The organism is Mycobacterium sp. VKM Ac-1816D (assembly GCF_000416385.1).
Taxonomy (GTDB): Bacteria; Actinomycetota; Actinomycetes; order Mycobacteriales; family Mycobacteriaceae; genus Mycobacterium; species Mycobacterium neoaurum_A.
This window is the reverse complement of record NZ_AOHQ01000138.1, coordinates 38,198-64,904: the sequence shown is the minus strand read 5'-3', so window position 1 is coordinate 64,904 and position 26,707 is coordinate 38,198. Positions and strand designations below refer to the sequence as shown.

At 68.2% G+C, this 26,707-nt stretch carries 22 protein-coding genes; 14 read left to right on the top strand and 8 right to left on the bottom strand.

Annotated elements, in window-relative coordinates:
- Positions 1-5 precede the first annotated feature (5 nt).
- Positions 6-554 (top strand): DUF3558 domain-containing protein, encoded by a 549-nt coding sequence (locus G154_RS17170; RefSeq protein ID WP_110918295.1) that lies wholly within the window; start codon positions 6-8, stop codon positions 552-554.
- Here G154_RS17170 and G154_RS17165 read toward each other — a convergent pair.
- The gene (locus tag G154_RS17165) at positions 551-1,051 is read right to left on the bottom strand and encodes a histidine phosphatase family protein (RefSeq protein ID WP_234713104.1); all 501 of its coding nucleotides are present in this window, start codon (positions 1,049-1,051) and stop codon (positions 551-553) included. The two genes, G154_RS17170 and G154_RS17165, sit on opposite strands and share 4 nt — an antisense overlap.
- 117 nt (positions 1,052-1,168) lie before the next feature.
- Here G154_RS17165 and G154_RS17160 point away from each other — a divergent pair, with 117 nt between their 5' ends.
- Together G154_RS17160 and G154_RS17155 are read left to right on the top strand one after the other, a co-directional pair.
- Positions 1,169-2,338, top strand: a complete 1,170-nt coding sequence (locus G154_RS17160) for an exonuclease SbcCD subunit D (protein ID WP_023986106.1) — start codon at positions 1,169-1,171, stop codon at positions 2,336-2,338.
- Complete coding sequence (locus tag G154_RS17155) at positions 2,335-4,986, top strand: ATP-binding protein (protein WP_019510536.1); 2,652 nt, start codon at positions 2,335-2,337, stop codon at positions 4,984-4,986. Before G154_RS17160 ends, G154_RS17155 begins: the two co-directional genes overlap by 4 nt.
- A 10-nt stretch (positions 4,987-4,996) precedes the next feature.
- On the opposite strand, the gene G154_RS17150 is transcribed toward G154_RS17155, so the two are convergent.
- Entirely contained in the window at positions 4,997-5,932 is a 936-nt protein-coding gene (locus G154_RS17150; RefSeq protein ID WP_267885075.1) for an NtaA/DmoA family FMN-dependent monooxygenase, read from the bottom strand.
- 6 nt (positions 5,933-5,938) lie between these two features.
- Complete coding sequence (locus tag G154_RS17145; protein WP_019510534.1) at positions 5,939-7,141, bottom strand: acyl-CoA dehydrogenase family protein; 1,203 nt, start codon at positions 7,139-7,141, stop codon at positions 5,939-5,941.
- A gap of 112 nt (positions 7,142-7,253) precedes the next feature.
- Here G154_RS17145 and G154_RS17140 point away from each other — a divergent pair, with 112 nt between their 5' ends.
- Positions 7,254-8,501 (top strand): alpha/beta hydrolase, encoded by a 1,248-nt coding sequence (locus tag G154_RS17140; protein WP_019510533.1) that lies wholly within the window; start codon positions 7,254-7,256, stop codon positions 8,499-8,501.
- On the opposite strand, the gene G154_RS17135 is transcribed toward G154_RS17140, so the two are convergent.
- Genes G154_RS17135 through G154_RS17120 form a run of 4 tightly spaced genes read right to left on the bottom strand, consistent with a single transcriptional unit; the run spans position 8,491 to position 13,866 of the window.
- On the bottom strand, positions 8,491-10,155 hold the full coding sequence (locus tag G154_RS17135) for an ABC transporter family substrate-binding protein (protein ID WP_019510532.1): 1,665 nt from the start codon (positions 10,153-10,155) through the stop codon (positions 8,491-8,493). The genes G154_RS17140 and G154_RS17135 overlap by 11 nt on opposite strands.
- Positions 10,156-10,166: 11 nt before the next feature.
- The gene (locus G154_RS17130; RefSeq protein ID WP_019510531.1) at positions 10,167-12,011 is read right to left on the bottom strand and encodes an ABC transporter ATP-binding protein; all 1,845 of its coding nucleotides are present in this window, start codon (positions 12,009-12,011) and stop codon (positions 10,167-10,169) included.
- Positions 12,008-12,892, bottom strand: coding sequence for an ABC transporter permease (locus G154_RS17125; protein WP_019510530.1), 885 nt, complete (start codon positions 12,890-12,892; stop codon positions 12,008-12,010). Before G154_RS17125 ends, G154_RS17130 begins: the two co-directional genes overlap by 4 nt.
- Positions 12,889-13,866 carry an ABC transporter permease gene (locus tag G154_RS17120; protein ID WP_019510529.1) on the bottom strand — a complete coding sequence of 326 codons (978 nt, stop codon included), beginning with the start codon at positions 13,864-13,866 and terminating at the stop codon, positions 12,889-12,891. Before G154_RS17120 ends, G154_RS17125 begins: the two co-directional genes overlap by 4 nt.
- Positions 13,867-13,991: 125 nt before the next feature.
- Between G154_RS17120 and G154_RS17115 the strand changes: the two genes are divergently transcribed.
- From G154_RS17115 to G154_RS17075, 9 genes are all read left to right on the top strand, one after another.
- Positions 13,992-14,246, top strand: coding sequence for a hypothetical protein (locus tag G154_RS17115; protein WP_019510528.1), 255 nt, complete (start codon positions 13,992-13,994; stop codon positions 14,244-14,246).
- A gap of 121 nt (positions 14,247-14,367) precedes the next feature.
- Complete coding sequence (locus G154_RS17110; RefSeq protein ID WP_023986104.1) at positions 14,368-15,072, top strand: response regulator transcription factor; 705 nt, start codon at positions 14,368-14,370, stop codon at positions 15,070-15,072.
- The gene (locus G154_RS17105; RefSeq protein ID WP_019510526.1) at positions 15,069-16,607 is read left to right on the top strand and encodes a cell wall metabolism sensor histidine kinase WalK; all 1,539 of its coding nucleotides are present in this window, start codon (positions 15,069-15,071) and stop codon (positions 16,605-16,607) included. Before G154_RS17110 ends, G154_RS17105 begins: the two co-directional genes overlap by 4 nt.
- Positions 16,608-16,659: 52 nt before the next feature.
- The gene (locus G154_RS17100) at positions 16,660-18,552 is read left to right on the top strand and encodes a glycosyltransferase family 39 protein (RefSeq protein WP_019510525.1); all 1,893 of its coding nucleotides are present in this window, start codon (positions 16,660-16,662) and stop codon (positions 18,550-18,552) included.
- Positions 18,553-18,607: 55 nt separating this feature from the next.
- Positions 18,608-19,828, top strand: coding sequence for a bifunctional glycosyltransferase family 2/GtrA family protein (locus tag G154_RS17095; RefSeq protein WP_019510524.1), 1,221 nt, complete (start codon positions 18,608-18,610; stop codon positions 19,826-19,828).
- Positions 19,829-19,856: 28 nt separating this feature from the next.
- On the top strand, positions 19,857-21,737 hold the full coding sequence (locus tag G154_RS17090; RefSeq protein WP_019510523.1) for a glycosyltransferase family 39 protein: 1,881 nt from the start codon (positions 19,857-19,859) through the stop codon (positions 21,735-21,737).
- 177 nt (positions 21,738-21,914) lie between these two features.
- The gene (gene cysD / locus G154_RS17085) at positions 21,915-22,844 is read left to right on the top strand and encodes a sulfate adenylyltransferase subunit CysD (protein WP_019512479.1); all 930 of its coding nucleotides are present in this window, start codon (positions 21,915-21,917) and stop codon (positions 22,842-22,844) included.
- Between the two features lies 1 nt (position 22,845).
- Positions 22,846-24,696: a sulfate adenylyltransferase subunit CysN gene (cysN, locus tag G154_RS17080; protein WP_019512478.1), complete on the top strand. Its 1,851-nt coding sequence runs from the start codon at positions 22,846-22,848 to the stop codon at positions 24,694-24,696.
- On the top strand, positions 24,693-25,427 hold the full coding sequence (locus G154_RS17075) for a 3'(2'),5'-bisphosphate nucleotidase CysQ (protein WP_019512477.1): 735 nt from the start codon (positions 24,693-24,695) through the stop codon (positions 25,425-25,427). Before cysN ends, G154_RS17075 begins: the two co-directional genes overlap by 4 nt.
- Positions 25,428-25,552: 125 nt before the next feature.
- Here G154_RS17075 and G154_RS17070 read toward each other — a convergent pair whose 3' ends face one another.
- Positions 25,553-26,017, bottom strand: coding sequence for a DinB family protein (locus G154_RS17070; RefSeq protein ID WP_019512476.1), 465 nt, complete (start codon positions 26,015-26,017; stop codon positions 25,553-25,555).
- Between the two features lie 92 nt (positions 26,018-26,109).
- Between G154_RS17070 and G154_RS17065 the strand changes: the two genes are divergently transcribed.
- A complete protein-coding gene (locus G154_RS17065) occupies positions 26,110-26,706 on the top strand; it encodes a cysteine hydrolase family protein (protein WP_019512475.1) in 597 nt (198 codons plus the stop codon).
- The last annotated feature ends 1 nt before the right edge of the window (position 26,707 follow it).

Sequence of the window (26,707 nt, the reverse complement as noted above, 5' to 3'; positions counted from 1 at the left end):
GCATGATGAAGCGTCCGTTGACGGTGGTTGTGGCGTTGCTCGCGGCGCTGACGATGGTCCTCGGGGTGCAGGGCTGCTCGCGGGCGGTCGACGGCACCGCGATCAAGTCCTCGGGTGCGGGGCCGCGTAACAACGACTCCCAGCGCAGCTACCCGAACCTGCTCAAAGAATGCGATGTGCTGACCGAGGACATCCTTGCCGAGACCGTGGGCGCCGACCCGCGTGACATCCAGAGCACCTTCGTCGGTGCGGTGTGTCGCTGGCAGGCCGCCAACCCGAACGGGCTGGTCGACATCACCCGGTTCTGGTTCGAGCTGGGCAGCCTGGACTACGAGCGCCAGGTCGCCCAGGAGCTGAAGTTCGGAGTCGAGGAGCGCCGCATCGCCGGTGTGCAGTCGATCGTCATGCGTAACCCCACCGACGCCAATGCCTGCGGGGTGGCTAGCGATGCCAGCGGTGTCGTCGGCTGGTGGGTCAATCCGCAGGCACCCGGCATCGATGCCTGCGGGATGGCGATCAAGCTCATGGAACTGACGCTGGCCACCAACTCCTAGCGGGGTACGTGGAAATCGGCGAGTTCCGCGCCGCCGAGCTGTAGATCGCGCCACGACCCCGGCACGCGCAGCAGCGAGATCGCCGAGGTCGGATACTTCGACTCGATCTCGGCCACGGTCGCGGGATCGCTGTCGTCACCGGCCAGGCCGAGCGCCAGACCGGACATCACCGGCTCGTGCCCGACCACCAGCAGCGTGGACACCTCGTCGCCGATGTCGTTGATCTCGGCCAGCACGATCCCGGGTGTCGAGTCATAGAGGCGATCGACAAAACTCACCGGTGCGTCGATGCCGGTGCGCTCCAGAGTCAACCGAGTCCTGGTGGCCGTCGAACACAGCACCGCGTCGACGGCCGGTGCGTGGGACCGCAACCACTCGCCGGCCAGTCCCGCCTCACGCTCACCGCGCGGGGCCAGCGGCCGCTGGTGATCGACGGTATCAGCCGGGTAGTCCGACTTGGCGTGGCGCAGCAACAACAGGGTCCTCATCGCAACCAGGCTAGGCCACAGCGAGGCCATGCCGATGCACCTCCCGGGACTTGTCGGGGGCCCGACCTAGACTCACCGCGGGGTCTTATCCAGGACCGGGAGACGAACACGGAAGGGAGTGCACCGATGCGCTTTCTGCATACTGCCGACTGGCAACTCGGGATGACGCGCCACTTCCTCAGCGCCGCCGGCGGTGAAGCTCAGTCGCGCTACGGTGCTGCCCGGCGGGAGGCGGTCGCCGGGCTCGGTGCGCTGGCCGCGGAGGTGGGCGCCGAGTTCGTCGTGGTGGCCGGGGACGTCTTCGAGGACAACCAGCTCTCGCCGCGGGAGGTAAGCCTGGCGCTGGAGGCCATGCGGGCCATCGAGGTCCCGGTGTATCTGTTGCCCGGCAACCATGATCAGCTCGACGCCGGTTCGGTCTACACCAGCGCGCTGTTTGCCGCCGAGCGCCCGGCCAATGTCACGGTTCTCGACCGGGACGGCGTGTTCCGGGTGCGCCCCGGTGTGGAGATCCTCGCTGCCCCATGGCGTTCCAAGGCCCCGACCACCGATCTGGCCGCCGCCGCCACCGCGGGTGTGGTGGCCGACGGCACGGTCCGGGTGCTGGTCGCCCACGGGGGTGTGGACGTCCTGGATCCCGATTCGTCCAAGCCGTCGCTGATCAGGTTGGCCGCGCTGGAGGAGGCGCTGGCCGCCGGCGCGGTGCACTATGTGGCATTGGGGGACAGGCACTCTCGGACCGAGGTCGGCTCGACGGGCCGCGTCTGGTACTCCGGGGCTCCCGAGGTGACCAACTACGACGATGTCGAGACCGACCCGGGACATGTCCTGGTGGTCGATATCGACGAGGACGATCCCGCCCACCCCGTGCAGGTCACCGCGCGCCGGGTCGGCAGGTGGCGCTTCGTCACACTGCGCCACGATGTCAACGACGACCGTGATATCGCCGGGCTGGACATCAACCTCGACCAGTTACCCGACAAGGAGCGCACCGTGGTGCGTTTGGTGCTCACCGGGTCGCTGACCATCGGGCACAAGGCCGAACTCGACGACTGCCTGGATCGCTACGCCCGGTTGTTCGCCTCGCTGCGCACCTGGGACCGGCATTGTGATCTGGCGGTGCTGCCCGCCGACGGCGAGTTCGACGAGCTGTCGATCGGCGGTTTCGCCACCGGGGCAGTGCAGGAGTTGGTCGCCGCCGCGCGCGCCGACGGTACCGATGCCGATGACGCGCGGTCGGCGCTGGCATTGCTGCTGCGTCTGAGCGCGCCGCACGGACAGGGGAATGTCGCGTGAAGCTGCATCGGCTCACCCTCACCAATTATCGCGGTGTGCTGCACCGTGACATCGAGTTCCCCGAGCGTGGTGTCGTGGTGGTCAGCGGTGCCAACGAGATCGGCAAGTCCTCGATGATCGAGGCGTTGGACCTGTTGCTGACCGTCAAGGACCGTTCGTCGAAGAAGGAGGTCAAGGCCGTCAAGCCGACCCACGCCGATGTGGGTGCCGAGGTGAGTGCCGAGATCTCCACCGGGCCATACCGTTTCATCTATCGGAAACGCTTCCACAAGAAGGCCGAGACCGTGCTCACCGAGCTGGCGCCAACCCGGCGCCAGCTGACCGGGGACGAAGCCCACGACCGGGTACTGGCGATTCTCGACGAGACGGTCGATACCGCGCTGTGGCAGGCACAGCGGGTGCTGCAGGCCTCGGCGACCGCACCGGTCGACCTCTCGGGCTGCGATGCCCTTTCGCGGGCACTGGACGTGGCGGCCGGGGCGGCCGAGGTCTCCGATGCCCCCGGCGGGCCGGCCGGGGATGCCGATCCGCTGTTGATCGACAAGATCGAGCGCGAGTATCTGGAGTACTTCACCGCGACCGGCAGGCCGACCGGAGTCTGGGCGGCCGCCACGTCTCGGTTGCGCACGGCCGACGACGCCGTGGCCCGATGCACCGCCGAGCTGCGCGAGGTCGAGCACGCCGTCGCCCGGCACGCGGTGCTGACCACGGAGTTGTCCGGGCTGGCCGAGCGGATCAGCACCGCCGAGGCGCGGCGCGGCGCGGCGCGGCAGTCCGCCGAGGCCGTCCGCACGCTGGCGGCCGCCCGGGATACCGCCAAGTTGCTGGCCGATGCCGCCGGTGCCGCGCACAGCGCGGCGGCCGCCGCCGTGACCGAACGCCGCCGTTTGCGCATCGATATCGACGAAAGATCGACTGTGGCAGCGGAACTGGTGGCGACCGCGGCCGAATCCGCGCAGGCGCATCGGTTGGCGGGTGAGGTGGTCGAGGCCGCCGAAGCCGAAGCCGAGCAGGCCGACGCCCTCGCCGCGGCCGCCGCCGTGGCCGTCGACGCCGCACGGACCGAACTGGCCGCATGCGTGGCCCGTGACGAGGCGGCAAGGCTCGCCGCGCGGATCGCCAAGCTGGACACCGTGACAGGTGAGCTCGCCGGCATCGACCGCGAGCTGGCAGACAATCCGATGACCGACGCCCTGGTCAAGGACATCGACATCGCGGCCCGCGCGGTGGAGCGCGCCGCGGGCCGGGCCGAACTGGCCTCGGCGCACGTGGAACTCGTCGCGCTGGGCGATATCACCGTGCGCAGCGGCGACACGGCCGTCGACCTGGCTGCCGGTACGGAGTGGGGCGCCGCGATCGCCGAGCCCACCATGATCGAGGTGCCAGGGGTACTGCGTGCCCGGGTGTCACCGGGGGCCGATGCGTTGCAGACCCACGCCGAACTCGATGCCGCGCACCAGGTGCTGGCACAGCTACTCGAGCGGGCCGGAGCTGCCGATGTGGCGGCAGCCCATACGCTCGCCGAACGCCGCCGCGAGCTGCGTGCCGCGCGGTCCGCCGCCCAGGCCACGGTCGCCGCGCTCACCGACCACGAGACCGCGGCGCAGCTGCGCGCCCGCCACGCCGAGTTGACCGCCGGCCGGCCGCCGGCCGGATCCGAGGTTGCGGGTCATATGGGCGACACCGATACCGCGCGTGCCGCGCTGACCGATGCCGTGTCGGCGCACACCGCAGCGGCCGAGCAGGCCACCCTGCGGCGCAACGTGGTCGCCGCGGCCACCGCGAAATGCAATGACGCTGCCGTAACCGCCGGGATGCTGCGCCAGAAGCTCGAAGGTGTACAGGCCGAGCTGGACGCGGCCACCCAGCGGTTGACGGTCGCGCGGATGGCCGCGACCGACGAGCAGCTGAGCCTGCAGGCCGAGGCCGATGCCGAACGGGCAGGCCGGGCGACCGCGGAGCTGGTCCGCCTCGAGGGCGAACTGGCCGCAGCGCAGCCGGATGTCGTTGCCGCAGAACTCCGGTCGGCCACCGCGGCGTTGGAGGTCCTGCTGGGTGAGCGCGAGACCGCGGCCACCGCACTGGCCGAGATCTCCGCTGCGCTCAAGGTCTACGGCAGCCAGGGGCGCCGCGGCGCGCTGGATGCCGCCGAGGCCGAACGTGAGCATGCCCACGGCGAGTTCCTGCGGGTCGGTCGGCGCGCCCGCGCGGCGGCGTTGTTGCGTACCGTCATGCTGCGCCATCGGGAGTCGGCCCGGCTGCGCTATGTCCAGCCGTTCCGGACCGAGATCGAGCGACTGGGGCGGTTGGTGTTCGGGCCGGACTTCGAGGTCGATATCGACACCGATCTGACCATCCGCAGCCGCACGCTGGCCGGCACCACCGTCGGCTACGAATCCCTCTCCGGCGGCGCCAAGGAACAGATGGGTATCGTCGCGCGGCTGGCCTGTGCCTCGCTGGTGGCCAAGGAAGATACCGTGCCCGTCGTCATCGACGACGCGCTCGGGTTCACCGACGCCGAGCGGTTGACCAAGATGGCCGCGGTGTTCGACGCCGTTGGCGGTGACGGTCAGGTGATCGTGCTGACCTGCAGCCCCGACCGGTACGCCGCCATCGACGACGCCCAGCTGATCGAGCTGACGGCCTAGTTGTCGTGACCTAGGCGACCGCCTCCACCCGACCGGCGCCGGCCGATGCGGTATCGAGGCCCAGGTGCTCGCGCAGCGTGTCACCGGTGTACTCGTTGCGGAACAACCCGCGCCGCTGCAGCTCGGGCACGACGTAGTCGACGAAATCGTTGAAGGTTCCCGGACTCTGGGCGGCTGACACCATGAAGCCGTCGGCCTCACCCGCGGTGAACGACGCCTCGATCTGGTCGGCGACCTGGGTGGCGGTACCGACGAACTGCGGCAACAGCACCCCCTGGGCATACCACTTGCCGATATCGCGCAAGGTCAGGTTGTCCCGGTTGGCCACCCGCCGGGCGGTGTCGAACAAGCCCTGGGTTCCGGTCACCTGGACATCCTCGACGGGTGCGTCCAGGTCGTATCGGGAGAAGTCGTGGTCGGTGTGCACACTCAGCGTGATCAGACCCGAGATCGGATCGGCCAGCTCGTTGTGGAACGCCTGCTTCTCGCGGGCAATCGACTCGGTCTCACCGATGAACGGGATGAATGCCGGGAAGATCAGGACCTGATCGGGATTGCGGCCGAAATTGCTTGCCCGCGACTTGATGTCGTCATAGTAGGCGCGCCGGCCCTCCGGGGTGGGGTCGATCTCGAAGATGGCCTCGGCCCATCGGGCCGCGAAGTCCCGGCCGGTGTTCGATGATCCGGCCTGGATGAGCACCGGGTGACCCTGCGGGGAGCGGGGCACGTTCAGCGGGCCGCGGGTGCGGAAGAACTTCCCGTCGTGCTCGACGCGGCGGATCTTGTCGGGGTCGGCGAACACGCCGGTGTTCTTGTCGACGACCAGCGCGTCGGGATCCCATGACGACCACAAGTCCAGGGTGGCGCGCAGGAACTCCTCGGCGCGACCTTTCCGTGCGATTTGTGGAGCGCCACCCGCGCTGAGCGCGGGTGCCGCTCCACATATCGCTGATCAGAAGTACGCGTTGGCGGGCAGCGGTGCGTCGTGCAGCAGGTTCTGCCCGATGGCACGCGCCTTCAGCCCGACCGGGTTGTGCAATGTGATGGTGCGGATGTTGCGCCAGTGCCGGTCGAGGTTGCGGGTCCGGCTGGCGGCGCTGGCTCCGCCGAGCTCGAGCAGCCGCGACGCGGCGTCCGGCGCGATGGCATCCAGATGCACCTTGACCTTGGCGACCCGCAGTTGCGCCTCGGTGGCCAGGTCGGCGTCCGGGACACCGTCGATCTCCGAATCGGTGGCCGCACCGATGGCCGCGGCGGCGTCCAGCACCGCGGTGCGTGCCACGTGCGCGGTGCTGGCGAGCTCACCGAGCTGACGCTGCAACAGCGGGTCGTCGGTCGGGCTCTCGGTAACGGCGTGGCTGAAGCTGCGCTGCCGGGAGCGCAGCAACGCCACGCCGTCATCGACCACATTGGCCAGTACCCCGGCCACCACGGCATGGATGTAGAGCTGCAGTGAGGCGTACTGCACGGTCGGGACCGGCTCGGCGTCATAGGGGGTGTCGGCGAGCACCTCGTCCTCGGCCACCGCGACACCGCTGAACGTGGTGGTCCCGGTGCCGGTCCGGCGCTGACCGAAACCGTCCCAGTCGTCGATGATCTTGACTCCCGGCCGGTCGGCGGGCACCACCACGGTGGCCACCGAATCGTGGTCGGTGGTGGCGGTCGCGGTCAGATAGTCGGCGAACAGCGTGCCGGTGCTGTAGTACTTCTCGCCATCCAGGCGGTATCCGCCCTCGGGGTGGGGCAGCAGGCGGGTGTTGAACACCAGGCTGCCGACGGCATTGCCGCCCTTCTCGCTGAAGGCGTTACCGAAGATCTTGCCCGCGGCCGCCAGGTCCAGCCAACTGCGGGATTGCGCGCGCAGCCGCTCCTCGACGAACCAGAAGTGCGCCCGGAAGATGTGGGCGACAATCGGATCGGCACGGGCGACATCGATCACGGCCGAAAACAGCTGGGGCACGGTCAGACCGGCGCCACCGAGCTCCCTTGGCAGGCGCAGGGTGCCGAACCCGGCCCGCTTCAACGCCGCTACCTGATCAAAAGGATTCTCGTCGTTGAGGTCTCGGTCACGGGATCCGGCCCCGATAGTGCTCAGCAGATCGGTCCATTCGGGTGTTCCCGGCAGGATGTGGTGGGTGTTCTCGACGGTCGTCATGCCTCAGTAGTACCGAGGGTGCCCCGATGCCCGCACGGCTTGTGCTCACCACGATCCTGAGAACGGGCTCCGCGGACTCTCATGAGCGGCCGGCGGGGCACAATGAACAACGATGACCTCCACCGCGCGCCGCCGGGCCCACGACAGGCTTGCCGCCCTGGCGGGCGTACGAGCCGTCCGGCGGCCCGTTGTCGCCGGTGCCGGCGGTGCCGGCGATGAGTTTGACCTGCATTACGTGCGTGCGGGCCGCAAATCCGCACGTCCGATCGTCGTCATCCCCGGTGGGCCCGGGGCCGCCTCGGTGGCTCTCTATCGGGCCTTTCGCCGGAAGGCCGCCCACGCCGGTCTGGACGTCATCATGGTCGAGCACCGGGGGATCGGTTTGTCCCGCCAGGACGACGATGGCCGCGACCTGCCACCGGAGGCGATGACCGTCGATGCCGCGGTCGACGATATCGCCGCCGTGCTCGACGATGCCGGGGTCGAGGCCGCCCACATCTACGGCGCGTCCTACGGGACCTATCTGGCCGCCGGGTTCGGTGTTCGGCACCCGGGACGTGTCGCGGGCATGGTGCTGGACTCCCCGCTGCTGTCCGCCGACGATATCGCCGAGGTGCGCGCCCACGTCCGGGCGGTGTTGTGGCACGGCCAACCGGGCACCGAGGAACTCGCGGCCATGATCCGAGAGCTGGTGGCCCGTGGTGACTTCGGGCCGACCGCGGTACTCCGCGCGACGGGGCTCTACGAACTGGCCGGACCCGACGTGTTGCGACGCCAACTGGAGCTGCTGGTGACCGGACACGACTGGTTGTGGGCGGCCGTCGGGCTGGGAACTTGGCTGATGCTCGAACGGGAGACGGCCTTTCATCACGAGCCAGATCTGGTCGAGCGGATCGCCTACCGTGAGCTGAACTACGGTGCCGAGCCCGATGGCCTGCCGCTGGATCCCGCCGTCGCGCTGCGCGAGGTCGCGCTCGGGGATCCCGAGTTCGTGGCCGAGCCCTACGATCTGATCGCGGCGATGCCCGGCTTCTCCTGGCCCACCGCGGTGCTTTCGGGCGGCCGCGACCTCACCACACCGCCCGCGGTCGCGCGCCGGATCGCCGGACTCATCCCGGACGCGACGCTGGTGGACCTGCCGACCGCCGGGCACAGCATGTTGGACACCCGCGAGCGGGCCGCGTTGCGGGTCTGCCGCGCCGTCAGCACGGGCGAGACCGGCGAGCTCACATCCCGGGCAGCCGAACTCGACGCGCTCCCGGCCAATCGCAGCATCCGACTGCTGGTGCGCGGCGTCGAACTGGCCGCCAAGGCAGAAGCTGTGGTGCCCGACGGGGCACCGCGCCTGGCTACTTCATGAAGCCCATCGTCGAGTAGTTGATATCCCCGATGCCGGTCGGGCCGTAATTGGCCAGATTGCTGCGCACCGCCATGTTGCCGGGGGCCTGGAACAGCGGCAGGCTGTGCCCGACGTTCCAGATCAACTTGTCCAGCTCGTTGGCCTGTTCGCGGGCCTTGGCCGGGTCGAGCTCGGCCAGCGTTTCCTCGATCTTGGCATCGACCTCGGGGCTGCCGATCTTGCCGTAGTTGCTCTCACCGCCGGAGGCGTAGATCTGGGTCAGGCTCGCCACCGGGAAAGCATCGCCGCCCCAGGCGAATTGGGCGATATCGAAGTTCCCGGTGGTGACGTACTTGGGGAACAGATCGCCGCCGGCGGCGGGAACCAACTCCAGGTTGATCCCGATCTGGGCCAGCTGATTCTGCGCGATCTGTGCCACGGCGCGGGTGCTCTGGCCGTCATAGAAGACGTTGCGGATCTTGAGCTGGCGGCCGTCCTTCTCCCGGAACTGCCCGTTCATCTTCCAGCCGAGGGAGTCGAGATCGGCCTTGGCCGCCTCCGGATCGAAGGCGATGCTGTTGTCCTGGTAGCCCTCCTGGCCGGCCAGGTAGATGTGGTTGTTCAGCGCCGCCGGGGTGTCGGCCAGCCCGCGCTGGGTGACCTGGGCGATGGCCTGGCGGTCCAGCCCCTTGGCGATCGCGGTGCGCAGTCCGGGGTCGGACAGGATCGCGCCGTCGGCGCCGTTCATCGTGAGGTGGTACCAGTTGGGGGCGGGAGCGCGGCGGATCGTGACACCGGGGGTGCGCCTGGCGTTCTCCAGATCGTCCAGGGAGGCCAGCCCGGCCGCGTCGAGCGCGTTGTTCTGCAGGGCCGGGATCACTGCGGCGTCGTCGAGTACGGAATAGGTGATGGAGTCCAGCAATGGCGGGGTGCCCCACCATTTCGGGTTGCGGGTCAACACGATCCGCTGCGCGGCGCGGTCCACGGTGCTGATCATGAAGGGCCCGGCCGATGCCGAGGGGCCGTTGAGGAAGCCCCGGTTGAATGCCTCCGGGTCGGAGGTGACGGACTTGGGCGCCAGCATGGCGTTACCGGCGAACATCCCGCGCCAGTCGGCGAAATGCTTGCTGAAGGTGATGACGGCCTGGCGGTCGTCGACACCCTTGGTCACCGATTCGACGCGCTCGCTGCCATTGGGGGAGGCGAACAGGAAGCGCTTGTCCTTACCGCTGGTGGCATTGATCTGGGCGGCCATGTCCTCCCAGGTGATGGGGGAGCCGTCGGTCCACTCCGCCTTGGGATTGATCGTGTAGGTCACCACCTGCGGGTCGGTGCTGGTGAGTTCGACGTCGGTGAAGTAGTCGCTGTTGACCGTCATCTGACCGTCGGGCTTGATGACGAAGGCCCGCGGCAGGGTGGCGCGCAGCATCCTGCCGAGCTCGCCGAGGTTGCCGTCGATGTGTAGATAGTTGAAGTTGGGCGGGAATCCGGTCAGCGGAAGACGCAGGTTGCCGCCCTGTTGCAGGGTCGCCGGGTCCTGCGGGTTGATGTCGGCGGTGGCGCCGATCTCGGCATTCCCGCCCGCCGAGGGCACCGAGGTGTCGGGGCTGGAACAACCGGTCAGGGCCAGCGCCGCCACGGACGCCACGGCGAGCAGACGCGAAATCGCACTCATGCGATCTGACTCTAACGGTGATCGGGTGCGGGGCGGGGGACCGCCGACAACAGACGACGCGTGTATTCGTGCTGGGGGTCGGTGAAGACCTGTTCGCTGTCGCCCTGCTCCACGATGCTGCCCCGATGCATGACGGCCACCCGGTGGGCGAGATGACGCACCACCGACAGATCGTGGGAGACGAACAGATACGCCAACCCGAACCGCTCCTGCAGGTCCAGCAGCAGGTTGATGATGCCCGCCTGGATCGACACATCCAGTGCCGACACCGGTTCGTCGAGCGCGAGGATCTTCGGTTGCAAGGCCAGTGCCCTGGCGATGCCGATACGTTGCTTCTGTCCACCGGAGAAGTCGGCCGGGTACCGGCCGGCGTCGGCGCGCCGCAGCCCGACCAGCCCCAACAGCTCGGCGACGCGATCCTGGGTATCGGCTTTGTCGAAGCCGTTGGCACGCAGTGGTTCTGCCAGGACATCGAATACCGGCATGCGGGGATCCAGGGATGCCACCGGATCCTGGAACACCACCTGCAGGTCACCGCGTAGGGCGCGCCGGCTCCGGCGATCCAGGGTGGCGACGTCGGTACCGAGAATCTCGATGCGACCGGACTCCGGTGCGCTCAGGTCGAGGATCTGGTGCAGGGTGGTCGACTTGCCGGAACCGGACTCGCCGACGATGCCCAGCGTGCGGCCCTGCTCCAGGTCGAAGCTGACGCGATCGACGGCGCGCACCTCGCCGATCCGCTTGCGCAGCACCACCCCCTTGGTCAGGGTGTAGGTCTTGGTCAACTCGCGCACCGACAACACGATGTCGCCGACCTCGGCGGGCACCGTCGGGTCGGTCGGCTCGGCAGGCGTGGACACCCCGTAGATCTGCGCGGCGCTGCGGCCGGCGACCTGCTCGTGCCTGATGCAGGCGACCTGATGAGCGGGACCGACGCTGACCAATTCCGGTTCGGCGCTGACGCATTCGTCGACGGCCAGCGGGCAGCGCGGCGTGAACGGGCAACCGCCGGGAAGCGCGGCCAGTGACGGGGGAGCACCCGGTATCGGCACCAGCCGTTCACCCCGTGGCGCATCCAGTCGCGGAACCGATCCCAGAAGTCCTGCGGTGTAGGGCATTCGGCGGTCGCGGTAGAGCCGGTCCACCGGTGCGGTCTCGACCGCGCGCCCGGCGTACATCACCAAGGCCCGGTCGGCGAACTCGGCGACGACCCCCAGGTCATGGGTGATGATCAGCACCCCGGCCCCGGTGACATCACGCGCCGTGCGCAGCACGTCGAGGATCTGCGCCTGCACGGTGACATCGAGGGCGGTGGTGGGCTCGTCGCAGATCAACAGGTCGGGATCGTTGGCGATCGCGATCGCGATGACCACCCGTTGCCGCTCACCGCCGGACAGTTCGTGGGGAAACGCCCTGGCGCGTCGGTCCGGTTGGTTGATCCCGACGAGCTCGAGCAACTCGACCGCACGGCTGCGGGCCTTCCTGGCGTCGGTATCGCGCTGGTGGATCCGGATGGCCTCGGCGATCTGGTCACCGACGGTGTACACCGGGGTCAGGGCCGACATCGGATCCTGGAAGACGGTGCCGATGCGTGCGCCCCGGATCCGCGACATCGCGGTGTCGCCGAGCCCGATCAGTTCCTGGCCCTGCAACCGCACCGACCCCGACACCGCGGCGAATTCGGGCAGCAGCCCGACGACGGCCATCGCACCGGCGGACTTACCCGCTCCCGATTCCCCGACCAGGGCGACGACTTCACCGGCCGCCACCGTGTAGTTCAGGCCGCGCACCGCCGCGACCGTCTCGGTCTCGCCGGGGAATTCGACGCGTAGATCGCGCACCTCCAGCAGCGTCATGCCCGTCGCCTCCCCGGTCGGGCCGCCGGGTCCAGCGCATCGCGCAGACCGTCACCGACCAGGTTCGCGCACAGCACGATCAGTACCAGCACGCCGGCGGGGAACAGGAACACCCACGGGAATGTGGTGACCGACCTGGTGCCGTCGGCGATCAGCGTGCCCAGCGACACATCGGGGGGCTGCACACCGAAACCGAGGAAGCTGAGCCCGGTTTCGGCGAGGATTGCCAGCCCGACATTGAGGGCGGTGTCGATGATCAGGATGGAGGCCACGTTCGGCACGATGTGGCGGACGATGATCCGCCAGTTCGGGACACCCATATAGCGTGCGGCCGCGACGAATTCGCGTTCCCGCAGGCTCATCGTCATCCCGCGCACGATGCGTGAACTGATCATCCAGGAGAAGCACGCCAGCAGCACGATGAGCCACAGGATGGAGCCCGATTCTCGGGTCCGCGGTGTGACGATGGCGATCAGCAGGAAGCTCGGTACCACCAGCAGCAGGTCCACGATCCACATCAGGGTGCGGTCGCGCCAGCCACCGAAGTACCCAGCGATCGCACCGACGGTGGCGGCGATGATCGTCGAGATGAACGCGACCGCCATCCCGATCAGCAGGGACTTCTGCATTCCGCGCAGGGTCTGGGCCAGCAGGTCCTGGCCGATGGCGTTGGTGCCGAACCAGTGCGTGGTGGACGGAGGTTGCTGCAGCGCGTAGTAGTCCAGATCGGTGTGCGAGTAGGGCAGCAACGGCGGCAGCAGCCAGCAGCCCGCGAAAAGCAGGCACAACACGGCGACCGCGACGACGGCGGGCCGGTTGCGCAGGAACCGGCGCAGCACCAGGGTGCGACGTGAGACGAACTGATAGTCGGTATCGGTCACGAGACACGCACCCGGGGGTCGAGGGCGGCGTAGATGATGTCCGAGAGCAGACCGGCCAGCAGGATCGTCACGCCGGTGAACACGGTGATGGCCACCACGATGTTCGTGTCCTGGGTGCTGATGCCCTGAATCACCCACTCGCCCATGCCATGCCAGCCGAAGATCTTCTCCACGAAGACCGCTCCGGTGAACAGTCCGCCCACGCTGTAGGCGAACAGCGTGGCCATCGGGATCAGGGCGGTCCGCAGCCCGTGTTTGAACAGCGCCTGGCGTCTGGTGAGTCCCTTGGCGCGGGCGGTCCTGATGAAATCCTGCCCGAGCACGTCGAGCATGGCATTGCGCTGGTACCGGCTGAAGCCGGCGATGGCGGCCAGCGCGAGGGTGAAGGTGGGCAGCACCAGATGCTGTAACCGGTCGACGAGTTGATTCCAGAATCCGCCCACCGCATCGGACGACGTTTCTCCGGTGTATTCGAACAACTGCACACCCAGCACCGAATTGACCTTGAGAGCGCCCAGGATCAGCAGGTTGGCGACGACGAAGGTGGGCGCGCTGAGGATCAGTAGCGATACGACCGTGATGGCGCGGTCGGAGAATCGGTACTGCCGGATGGCGCCCCACGCTCCGACCACGACGCCGATCACGGTGCCCAGCACCGATCCGATCAGCACCAGCCGCAGGCTCACCCCGATGCGCCGCCACAGTTCCTCGCTGACGGGCTGGCCGGTGACGGTCGTTCCGAAGTCGCCGCGCACCGCACCGGAGACCCAGTCCAGGTAGCGGACCGGGATCGGCTTGTCCAGGTTCAGCTCGGCGGCCTTGGCGTCGATGACGGCCTGCGGGGGGCGCGGGTTGCGTTCCAGCAGGCTGTCCAGCGGGGAGAAGGTCAGCGAGGTCAGCGTGAACGTCAGCACCGACGCCAGGGCCAGCAGGATGGCGTAGTTCAGCAGCCGGCGCATCAGGAAGCGGGTCATGTGGTGGCTCCGCCGCGGTGCTGCATCCCGACAGGTTAGGAGATCTGTCCGGTTCAGGTGCGTTGACCCATGTCCGGCGCGTCGAACGGGTTTTCGCGGGCCGGGCCGCGGGTAGTCCTTGGCGCATGACATCCAACAAGCTGAAGCTGATCTTTGCCGGTGCGGGGGTGGGTGCCGTGCTGGGGATGGCGGGCCTGACGGTTGCCACCCAGATGCCCACCCTGAGCGCCGAGCCCACCGAACCCACGGCCGTCACCACCCCGAGCTCACAGGAGCCGGCCGCGTGGCCGCCCACCGATGGTGCGGCGCCCGAGGTGGGGCCGGTGCCCGAGGAGACGGTCATCCCGACCACGACCACCACGCTGCCGCCCGCGCCCTGACCCGAGGTTTCATAGCGGGCTCACAGGAACGGCACATGTCGCGCCCACCTGGGCGTCGATAATGGAAGGCATGTCCCCCTCAGCCCGCGGGTCGGCCCACGACGCTCCGGTGCGCGCGACGATGCGCAGAGCCGACGGCAAGCCGATCCAGGTGCTGGTTGTCGATGACGAGCCGGTGCTGGCCGAGCTGGTGTCGATGGCCCTGAGATACGAGGGGTGGGACATCGCCACCGCCGGTGACGGTGCCGCGGCGCTCGCCCTCGCGCGTGACAACCCGCCGGACGTCGTGGTGCTCGATGTGATGCTGCCCGATATGAGTGGGCTCGATGTGTTGCGATCGCTGCGCGAACGCCAGCCCGGACTGCCGCTACTGCTGCTGACCGCCAAGGATTCGGTGGAGGACCGCATCGCGGGGCTCACCGCAGGCGGCGACGATTACGTCACCAAACCCTTCAGCATCGAAGAGGTGGTGCTGCGGCTGCGCGCGTTACTGCGCCGCACCGGAGTGGCCGATGATGCCAGCGACGCCCAGCTGGTCGTCGGCGATCTCATCCTCGACGAGGACAGCCACGAGGTCAGCCGGGGTGGCGAGCCGATCACGCTGACCGCCACGGAGTTCGAGTTGTTGCGGTTCATGATGCGCAACGCCAAACGGGTGCTCAGTAAGGCTCAGATCCTCGATCGGGTGTGGAGCTACGATTTCGGCGGCCGGTCCAACATCGTCGAGCTCTACGTGTCCTACCTGCGCAAGAAGATCGACAGCGGTCGCGAGCCCATGATCCACACCCTCCGCGGCGCCGGTTACGTCCTGCGCCCGCCGCGATGAGGCGGATTTTCACCCCCCGGGCTTGGTCGCTGGGTACGCGCCTGGTCGTCAGTCTGGTGACCCTGTTGGCGGTGGTCTGCGTCACCATCGGCGTGGTCAGTGAATTTGCCTTGCAACGCTTCCTGATGCGTCAGCTGGATGGTCAGGTGGTCGAGGCGGCCAATCGCTCGGCGGCCATCCTGGAGCTGCCACCGCCATTCTTCCGCTATCCGCCGCACCCGGGAAGCGTCCCACCCGACCCGGAGGTTTCCGGCGATCCCAATCCGTTCCGGTTCGATCCCGAACGAGGGCCCGGACCCGGTTTTCTCAACGCACCCGGTCAGGCCATTTACACGGTGGGCGTGGTGACCGGCGGGGGGCGGACGGATGCGGGCGTCATCACCGCTGCCGGATCGACCGCCGATATCAGCTCGGCCGCAACAGAACAACTGACGGCGGTTCCTCCGAGCCAGGTGCCCGTGAGCCTGAAGATCGACGGTCTCGGTTCCTATCGGGTGATCGCCATACCTGCCCGGCACGGCCCACAGACTCTCATCGTCGGACTGCCCACCGCCGTCGTCGACGACACCCTGCTGTGGGTGCTGGTGATGTTCTGCGCGGTCTCGGCGATCGCCCTTGCCGCGGCGACCATCGTCGGAAGTGTGATCATCCGACGCCAGATGGCACCCCTGGAGCGGGTGGCGGCGGCGGCCCGCGATGTCGCCGATCTCGAACTCGACACCGGAGAGGTGCGCCTGCCGACGACGATCGTCGCGGTGGACCCGGTCAGCGCGCATACCGAGGTCGGTCAGCTCAGCGCGGCCCTCAACCGGATGCTCAACCGCATCGCCGCGGCGCTGCGGGCGCGCCACGACAGCGAGACCAGGGTGCGACAGTTCGTCTCCGATGCCAGCCATGAGCTGCGCACCCCGTTGGCCGCCATCCGCGGGTATACCGAACTGGCCCAACGCAAGAGCGCCGGGTTGCCGAATGATGTCGCGCACGCGATGAACCGGGTGGAATCCGAGACGCGGCGGCTGACCACGCTCGTCGAGGACATGCTGTTACTCGCCCGCCTCGACGAGGGTCGACCGCTGGAAAGTGAACCGGTGGACCTGGCCCAGGTGGTGCTCGATGCCGCCGGTGACGCGCACGCCGCGGGCCCCGATCACGACTGGACGCTGGACCTGCCCGATGAACCCGTGTACGTCACCGGCGACCGAGCCAGGTTGCATCAGGTCTTGACCAATCTGCTCACCAATGCGCGGGTGCATACGCCGGCGGGAACCACGGTGACCACGTCGGTCGCGACGGACGGTACGGGCGAGGTCGTGCTGACCGTGGCCGATGATGGGCCGGGTATCCCGGATGCATTGCAGCCGGAGGTGTTCGAACGGTTCGCCCGCGGTGACTCCTCGCGGTCGCGCCGGGGCGGCAGCACCGGCCTGGGGCTGGCCATCGTGGCCGCCGTCGTCAAGGCCCACCGCGGTCGGCTGGAATTGCACAGCGTGCCGGGCGATACCCGCTTCGTGGTCACTCTGCCGGCTCATAGCTGAGTCACAGCAGGCTCAAATCGGTCGCGTAGCCATGGTTGCCACGATGAGGGTGATGACTGCCGTCCGGAGTGCCCCGCAACGCCTTGCCCCGCAACGCATTGCCCGGCAACGAATTGCCCTCGGTGCCCTGCTGGTCCTCACCGGCGCGCTCTACCTGTGGAATCTGTCGGTCAACGGCTGGGCCAACACGTTCTACGCCGCCGCGGTGCAGGCGGGCAGTCAGAACTGGACGGCGTTGCTGTTCGGGTCCAGTGATCCCGCCAACGCCATCACCGTCGACAAGACGCCCGCGGCGCTGTGGGTGATGGGTCTGTCGGCGCGGATCTTCGGATTCAACTCGTGGTCGCTGCTGGTGCCGCAGGCGTTGATGGGCGTCGCGTCGGTGGCACTGCTGTACGCGTCGGTGCGTCGGGTCAGCGGCCCGGCGGTCGCCTGGTTGGCAGGCGCGGCCCTGGCGGTGACGCCGGTGGCCACGCTGATGTTCCGCTTCGACAATCCCGACGCCCTGCTGGTGCTGCTGTTGGTGGCCGCCGCCTACTGTGTGCAGCGCGCGTGCGAGCCCGAGGCCGGACGCTGGTGGTTGATGGGCGTCGGTGCGCTGTGCGGATTCGCCTTCCTGGCCAAGATGATGCAGGCATTTTTGGTATTGCCGGCCTTCGCGGTCACCTACCTGGTCTGCGCGGCGGTTCCGCTGCGAACCCGACTGCGGCGGCTGGCCGCGGCAACGGCGACGCTGGTGTTGGCCGGCGGTTGGTATCTGGTGTTGGTGGAATTGTGGCCCGCCGCCGAGCGGCCGTATATCGGTGGCTCACAACACAACAGCATCGTCGAACTCGCCCTCGGCTACAACGGTGTGAGCCGATTGACCGGCGCACAGGCCGGCGGACTGGGCAACCCGAACTTCGATGTGGGCTGGGCGCGACTGGTCGGTCCGGGCATGGGCGCCGAGATCGGCTGGCTGCTGCCCGCGGCGCTGATCGGCATGGTCGCGGGATTCGTGGTGTGCCGACGCGCGCCCCGCACCGACCCGGCGCGGACGGCGCTGATCGTCTGGGGCGGTTGGCTGGTGGTGACGGCCGGGGTGTTCAGCTTTGCCAACGGTATCGTGCACCCGTATTACACCGTCGCGCTGGCGCCCGCGGTGGCCGCCTGCGCCGCCATCGGTGCAGATCTGTTGTGGCGCAAACGAAGCCAACGGTGGTGCCGGTTGGTGATGACCGCCATGGTGGCGGCCACGGCGGGTCTGGCCTTCGTGCTGCTGGCCCGGCTGCCGGATTGGCTGCCATGGTTGCGGTGGCTGATCGTGGTGGCCGGCGCGATCACGGTGGTGCTGGTGATGACGCGCACGCTCGCGCCGGTCGCGGCCGTCCTGGGCGTCGCGTGTGCGCTCGCCGGGCCCGTCGCGTACTCGGTCGCCACCGCGGTCACCCCGCACACCGGTGCGATCCCGACGGTGGGTCCCGCCCACTCCGGCCCGCCGTTCGGCGGACCCTTCCCGGGTCCGCCGCCGGACGGGCCCGGTGACGGTGGTCCCGGCCACGGGGGTCCATCCTTGTTCGAGGGCGGGCCGTTCGGGGGCGGGTTGTTCGCGGCCCCGACACCCGGACCCGATCTCGTCGCCCGGCTGAAGGACGATGCCGACCGTTATACCTGGCCGGCTGCGGTGGTCGGCTCGACCAACGCCGCTGGTTACCAACTGGCCGCCGACGTGCCGGTGCTGGCCGTGGGGGGTTTCAACGGCACCGATCCCGCGCCGACGCTCGACCGTTTCAAACAGCTGGTGGCCGACGGCCGGATTCACTACTTCATCGACGCGCACCTGATGGGCGGCCGCGGTGACCATGCGGGCAGCCACGACGCGGCCGATATCACCGCCTGGGTACACCGCAGTTACACCCCGGTTACCGTTGGCGGCGCCGTCATCTACGACCTGACGGACTCATAGCGTGCACACAGGTCGGTCCCACCGGCGGCACACCCTGAGATCCGACGATGGGGACATGACAGACACCGTCTCCATCGCGCTCCCCAGCGCCGTCCAGGTCGGTCGCGATACCGGCGTCCCCGTCGTCGACGTCGTGGTCCCGGTGTACAACGAGCAGGCAGCACTGCAGAGCTCGGTGCGCAGGCTGCATCAGCACCTACAGGACAGCTTCACCTTCCCCGTCCGGATCACCATCGCCGACAATGCCAGCACCGACGACACCCCGCGCATCGCGGCGGACCTGGCCGCCGAACTCCCCGGTGTGCGGGTCGTCCGGCTCGACGAGAAGGGTCGCGGCCGGGCGCTGCACCACGTCTGGTCACTCTCCGACGCCCCGGTGCTGGCCTACATGGATGTGGACCTGTCCACCGATCTGGCCGCCTTCGCACCGTTGATCGCTTCGCTGATATCCGGGCACTCCGACCTGGCCATCGGCACCCGGCTCAACCGCAGTTCGCGGGTGGTGCGCGGAGCCAAACGCGAGATCATCTCGCGCTGCTACAACCTGATACTCAAATCGACTCTGCGCGCTCATTTCTCGGACGCCCAGTGCGGATTCAAGGCGATCCGCGCCGATGTCGCCCGTCAGCTGTTGCCCCATGTCCGTGACACCGGGTGGTTCTTCGACACCGAGCTGCTGGTGCTCGCCGAACGCAGCGGGCTGCGGATTCACGAGGTGCCGGTGGATTGGGTCGACGATCCGGACAGCCGCGTCGACATCGTGGCGACCGCGAAGGCCGATCTGCTCGGTATCGGTCGACTGCTGCGTGGTTTCGCCGGAGGCAGCATTCCGATCAACTCCCTTGCCGCACAGCTCGGTTCCCGCCGTGCCGCCGCACCGGGATCATTGTTGCGGCAGACGGTCCGATTCGCGGGAATCGGGGTGCTGTCCACCGTCGCCTACCTGGTGCTGTTCCTGGTGCTGCATCCATTGCTCGGTGCGCAACTGGCGAACTTCGCGGCGTTGCTGATCACCGCGATCGGTAACACCGCCGCCAACCGGCGGTTCACCTTCGGCGTGCGCGGATCGAAAGCCGTTGCCCGTCATCATGTCGAAGGGCTGATCGTCTTCGCCGTCGCGTTGGCGATCACCAGCGGTTCGCTGGCCGGGTTACACGCCATCGCCGAGCATCCCGGCAAGGTGCTGGAGACCACCGTGCTGGTGGCCGCCAACCTCATTGCCACCGCTGCTCGCTTCGTCCTGTTGCGCGGCTGGGTGTTCCACCCCCGTCGCTGATCCATTCCACGACCTGAGGAACGCCACAATGACATTGACAGTCGAAGAGCCGAGTGCCACCACCGAGCCGGAAAGCCCGCGCGCCCGCTGGGAGCGCCCGGGCCTGCTGGCCCTGCTGACCGGCACCGCGGTGCTCTACCTGTGGGGGCTGGGATCCAACGGGTGGGGCAACAGCTTCTACGCCGCAGCGGCGCAGGCGGGAACTCAGAACTGGAAGGCCTGGCTGTTCGGTTCGCTCGATGCCGGTAATGCCATCACAGTCGACAAGCCGCCCGCCGCGATGTGGGTGATGGCACTGTCCGGCAGGCTCTTCGGGTTCAACGAGTTCACCATGCTGCTACCGCAGGCGTTGATGGGGGTGGCGGCCGTCGCGGTGCTCTACTTCACGGTTCGCCGCAGCGCCGGTGCGGCCGCCGGCCTGATCGCGGGCGCCGCGTTGGCCATCACTCCGGTCGCAGTGGCGATGTTCCGCTACAACAACCCCGATGCATTGTTGGTCCTGCTGCTGGTGGTCGCCGCATACTGCATGGTGCGGGCCACCGAGGGCGGCAGCACCCGCTGGGTGGCGCTGTCCGGCACCGCTTTGGGATTCGCCTTCCTGACCAAGATGCTGCAGGCCTTCCTGGTGGTCCCAGGACTGGCGCTGGTGTTCCTGATCGCCGCGCCCATCCCGTTCTGGAAACGCGTCACATCGTTGCTCGCGGGTGCGGCAGCCATGGTCGTCTCGGCAGGCTGGTACATCGCGTTGGTCAGCGTGTGGCCCGCGGATTCCCGGCCCTATATCGGTGGCTCGACCGATAACAACCTGCTGCAGTTGGCTTTCGGTTACAACGGCATCGACCGCATCGTCGGTCGGGGTCAGCCGGGCGGCGGACACGATGCAGGTCCGGGCGGTCCCGGTGCCGAGACGCATCAGTTCTTCGGCGGTCAGCCGGGAATCGGCAGATTGTTCGGTTCGGCGATGGGCACCGAGGCGTCCTGGCTGCTGCCGGCCGCCCTGCTCGGGCTTGTCGCCGTGCTGTGGGTGACGCGCCGGGCCGTGCGGACCGATCCGGTGCGCGCCGCGGCGGTGCTGTGGGGTGGCTGGCTGCTGGTCACCGGTGTGGTGTTCAGCTTCATGGACGGCACCATCCATCCGTATTACACCGTGGCGCTGGCCCCGGCCGTGGCTGCGCTGGTCGGGATTTCGGTGGTCCAGTTGTGGCAGCGCCGGGCGCATCTTGCGGCGCGCACCACGCTGGCGCTGGGCCTGGCAGGTACCGGCGGGTGGACGTTCGCGTTGCTGGCCCGGCACGCGGACTGGTGGCCGGCGGTGCGGTGGACGGTGCTCGTCGCCTCGGTGGTGCTCGCGGTCGCCATCGCCGTCGGCGTGCAGAGGTTCGGCCGCGCCGGCGTCGCGGTCGTGGCGGCGGCACTGCTGGCCGGAGCGGGTGGCAGCGTCGCGTGGTCGGTGGCGACGGTCGCCGACGGCGGCAGCGGGGGACCGATGGCCACCGCCGGGCCCGCGCTGCAGCGCGACATGGCCTTCCCGGGTGCACCGGATGGGCCGGGTGGACCGGGCAGGCCGGGTGCGCGCATCGACGACACCGCGCTCGCCCAGATGATGACCGGGCTCGACAACCGTTGGGCCGCCGCGACGGTCGGCTCGATGCTGGCCGGTGACCTGGAACTCAAATCCGGTGCGTCGATCATGGCGGTCGGCGGATTCTCCGGTGGGGACAACTCACCCAACCTGCAGCAGTTCCAGCAGTACGTGGCCGACGGGCAGGTGCGTTACTTCCTCACCGAGCCCTTCGGGATGCACCGGGAGCAGCGCGACGGCGCGGCGACCCAGATCACCGCATGGGTAGAGCAGAACTTCACCGCGGTCGACGTCGACGGGGTGCAGGTGTACGACCTGCAGCCCTGACCCGCGAGCAGACGTGAACCTGCCGGTATCGCGCCGATACCGGCAGGTTTGCGTCTGCTCGCGCGGGGGCGGGAGGCAGGGCGCCGTTGTGGGGCGTTGACAGCACTGGATCGCAGCGGTTTAATACTCAACCATGCTTGCAATTCTGGTCAAATCTACCAACTTTATGGAGATGTGATGACGACCTCCGCCGATCTCGACCCGGCCGCCGCCCGGTACGAGCTGAGCCATCTACGCGCGCTGGAGGCCGAGGCCATCCACATCATCCGAGAGGTCGCCGCCGAGTTCGAGAAGCCGGTGCTGCTGTTCTCCGGCGGTAAGGACTCGATCGTCATGCTGCACCTGGCCATCAAGGCGTTCGCGCCGGGCCGGTTGCCCTTCCCGGTGATGCACGTCGACACCGGCCACAACTTCGACGAGGTCCTGCAGGTTCGCGACGAACTGGTGGCCGAGCACGGGGTGCGCCTGGTGGTGGCCAAGGTGCAGGACGATATCGACGCAGGCCGCGTCGTGGAGACCATCCCGTCGCGCAACCCGATGCAGACCTTCACGCTGCTGCGGGCCATCCGGGAGAACAAGTTCGACGCCGCGTTCGGCGGGGCGCGGCGCGACGAGGAGAAGGCCCGGGCCAAGGAGCGGGTGTTCAGCTTCCGTGACGAGTTCGGCCAGTGGGACCCCAAGGCGCAGCGGCCCGAACTCTGGAATCTCTACAACGGCAGGCACAAGAAGGGTGAGCACATCCGTGCGTTCCCCATCTCGAACTGGACCGAGTTCGACATCTGGTCCTATATCGGGGCCGAGAAGATCACGCTGCCGTCCATCTACTACGCCCACCAGCGCCAGGTGTTCGAGCGCGACGGGATGCTGCTGGCGGTGCACAAGTTCATGCAGCCGCGTAAGGACGAACCGGTGATCGAGAAGACGGTGCGGTTCCGCACGGTCGGCGACGTCACCTGCACCGGCTGCGTGGAGTCGCTGGCCGGCACCGTGGCCGAGGTGATCGCCGAGACCGCGGTGTCCAGGCTGACCGAACGCGGCGCGACCCGCGCCGATGACCGGATCTCCGAGGCCGGGATGGAAGACCGCAAGCGCGAGGGGTATTTCTGACATGGCAACACTGCTTCGCATCGCCACCGCCGGTTCGGTCGACGACGGCAAGTCCACCCTGATCGGGCGGCTGCTGTTCGACTCCAAGGCCGTCATGGAGGACCAGCTGGCCGCCGTCGAGCGGACCTCCAAGGAACGCGGAAACGACTACACCGACCTGGCTCTGGTGACAGACGGCCTGCGCGCCGAGCGGGAGCAGGGCATCACCATCGATGTCGCCTACCGCTATTTCGCCACGGCCAAGCGCAAATTCATCATCGCCGACACCCCAGGCCACGTGCAGTACACCCGCAACATGGTCACCGGTGCCTCGACGGCGCAGTTGGTGATCGTGCTCGTCGACGCCCGCCACGGCCTGCTCGAGCAGTCCCGCAGGCACGCCTTCCTCGCCTCGCTGCTCGGCATCCAGCACATCGTGCTGGCGGTCAACAAGATGGACCTGGTCGACTGGGATGAGGAGCGTTTCAACCAGATTCGCGATGACTTCCACGAGTTCGCCGCGCGTCTGGACATCCACGATGTCACGACCATCCCGATGTCGGCACTCAACGGCGACAACGTCGTCACCAAATCGGACGTGGCGCCTTGGTATGAGGGCCCGGCCCTGCTGAACCATCTCGAAGAGGTGTACGTCGCCGGCGACCGCAATCTGGTCGACGTGCGATTCCCGGTGCAGTACGTGATCCGGCCGCAGACCCGTGAACATGCCGATCACCGCAGTTACGCGGGCACGGTGGCCGGTGGAGTCATGCGCGTCGGCGACGAGGTCGTGGTCCTGCCCGCCGGGAAGTCCAGTCGCATCACCGATATCGCCGGCCCCTCCGGACCGGTGGAGGAGGCGTTCGCGTCGATGGCGGTGTCGATCAGCCTCGCCGACGATATCGACATCTCCCGCGGCGACATGCTCGCCAGGCCCAACAATCAGCCCGATGTCACCAGTGAGTTCGATGCGACGGTGTGCTGGATGGCCGACGGATCGGCGCTGGAGCCCGGCCGCGACTACATCATCAAACACACCACCCGCACCACGCGGGCCCGGGTGTCGGCGCTGGACTACCGACTCGATGTCAACACGCTGCACCGGGATAAGAGTGCAACGGCGTTGAAGCTCAACGAACTCGGCCGCGTGACGCTGCGTACCCAGGTGCCGCTGCTGCTCGACGAGTACTCCCGCAATCCGGCGACCGGTTCGTTCATCCTGATCGACCCGGACACCAACGGCACCGTCGGGGCAGGCATGGTGCGCGATACCACCCCGGCCGCCAACCGGGCCGCCAGCCCGAACGCGGTGCGCCACCAGAACCTGGTCACCGCCGATGACCGACTGTCGAAGGGGTCGACGGTCTGGTTCACCGGATTGTCCGGCTCCGGGAAGTCCTCGGTGGCAATGCTCGTGGAGCAGAAGCTGTTGGCGGCAGGCCGTCCGGCCTATGTGCTCGACGGAGACAACCTGCGCCACGGGCTGAACGCCGATCTCGGTTTCTCGATGGACGACCGGGCCGAGAACCTGCGCCGGTTGGCCCACATCGCGACGTTGCTCGCCGATTCCGGTCAGATCGTGCTGGTGCCGGCGATCAGCCCGCTGGAAGCGCACCGTGAGCTCGCCCGCACCGTGCACGCCGAGCAGGGTTTCGACTTCTTCGAGGTGTTCTGCGACACCCCGCTCGAGGACTGCGAGCGCCGGGACCCGAAGGGTCTCTACGCTAAAGCTCGCCGTGGTGAAATCACCCACTTCACCGGCATCGACAGCCCCTACCAGCGGCCGAAGAACCCCGATCTGCGGCTCACGCCCGATCAGTCGCCGGAGGAGTTGGCCCAACAGGTGGTCGACCTGCTAAGCAGTCGGTCGTGACCGATCACGAGTTGGCGGCTCGGCTCGCCACCGAAGCCGGCGAACTGCTGCTCAGGGTTCGGGAGGAGTTCGCCGAGGCCGAGGCCAAGGATCGGAAGGCCGCAGGGGACAAGCGGTCCCACGACTTCCTGATGTCCGCGCTGGCCGAGCACCGGCCCGGTGACGCCGTTCTTTCCGAGGAGGGCGCCGATGACCTGGTCCGGCTGAACTCCGAACGGGTGTGGATCGTCGATCCGCTCGACGGGACCCGCGAGTTCTCCGAGCTCGGGCGCACCGACTGGGCCGTGCACGTGGCGCTCTGGGAGGGCGGTGAGCTGGTCGCCGGCGCGGTCGCGCTGCCCGCACAGGGTGTCACGCTGGCCACCCCGACGGTGGACACCCCGGCCGCCGAGCCGGGTCCGCCCCGGGTGGTGGTCTCACGCACCCGTCCGCCTGCGGTGGCGCTGGCGGTACGCGACGCACTGGGCGGAGTGCTCGTCGAAATGGGTTCGGCAGGAGCCAAAGTCGCCTCGGTGGTGCAGGGCATCTCCGATGTGTACGTGCACGCAGGCGGACAGTACGAGTGGGATTCGGCGGCCCCGGTTGCGGTCGCGCGGGCCGCCGGGCTGTTCACCTCCCGCATCGACGGTTCACCGTTGGTCTACAACCAGTCCGATGTCTCGCTGCCCGACCTCATCGTGTGCCGGCCCGAGTTGGCCGAGGCGGTGCTGACGGTCACCAAGCTCGAGTGAGATTTGGCCTGCGGCGACGCTCTCCGGGCAACAAAGCGAGTTGAACCGTGGTACTGCCGGTAGTACTGGCCCGCCAGTGATACTGCCGGTAGTACCACGCCTCGCAACGCATTCTGCTCCGGGGGTTACCGGCCGGTCGAACCGTCGATCAGCTCACGCAGGATGTCGGCATGCCCGGCGTGCCTGCCGGTCTCCTCGATCATGTGGGTCAGCGCCCATCGCGCGCTGGGCGACTTCTTACCGGTCACCACCGATTCGGTGAGGTCGGCGCATCGGTCGAGCACGTCGTTGGCCTGCGCCACCGTCGCCCGGTAACGCTGCACCACGTCGGCGACGGTGTCATCGGAGGCGGCGGTGAAGGTCGCCGACCAATCGGAGACGTTGGCGCCGAGGAAGATCCACCGCTCCACGAAGATCAGGTGGTTCAGCAGACCCAGCAGGTTGGTGCCCGAGGGCACCAACGCGGTGCGCACCTGCGGTTCGGGAGCGCCGTCGACCTTGGCCGCGATGGAGGTGCGCAGATAGTCGAGGAACCCCCGTAACACCTCGATCTCACTGCCGCCGGTGCGCGGTGGTGGGGTATCGGTCATCGTCCGAGTCTTGCAGAGGCGGGACGGACCATGCCGCGAAACTAGCCGTTGAGGGAGTACTACCGCGGAACGCACCTCACTAGGCTGAGGCCATGAGTCGCCCCACCCTGCGCAACCTGGAAGATCTGCCCGCCGCACCGCGGCCGCTGAAGGACTCGGCGCTGGTGCTGGTCGACTGCCAGAACACCTATACCTATGGCGTGATGGAGCTCGACGGTGTACAGGCCGCGCTCGAGCAGACCGCGGTACTGCTGGATCGCGCCCGCAGCGCGGGCATCCCGGTGATCCACATCCAGCACAACGGCGGGGTGGGTTCGCCCTACGACATCACCGCCGAGGTCGGCGCGATCGTCGACGCGGTCGCGCCTCGCGACGGTGAGCCGGTGGTGGTCAAGCAGTACCCGAACTCGTTCGTCCAGACCGATCTCGACGACCGGCTCAAGGCCGTGGGCGCCACCGATCTGGTCGTGGCCGGGTTCATGACGCACATGTGCATCAACTCCACCGCGCGCGGCGCATTCAACCTCGGATACGCGCCGACCGTGGTGGCCGCCGCGACGGCGACCCGGTCGCTGCCGGGTCCCGACGGCGCAGACGTGCCCGCCGCGGCACTGCAATCGGCAAGCCTGGCCGCGCTGAGCGACCTGTTCGCGATCGTCGTTCCCGACGCCGCAGCCATACCTGACTGAG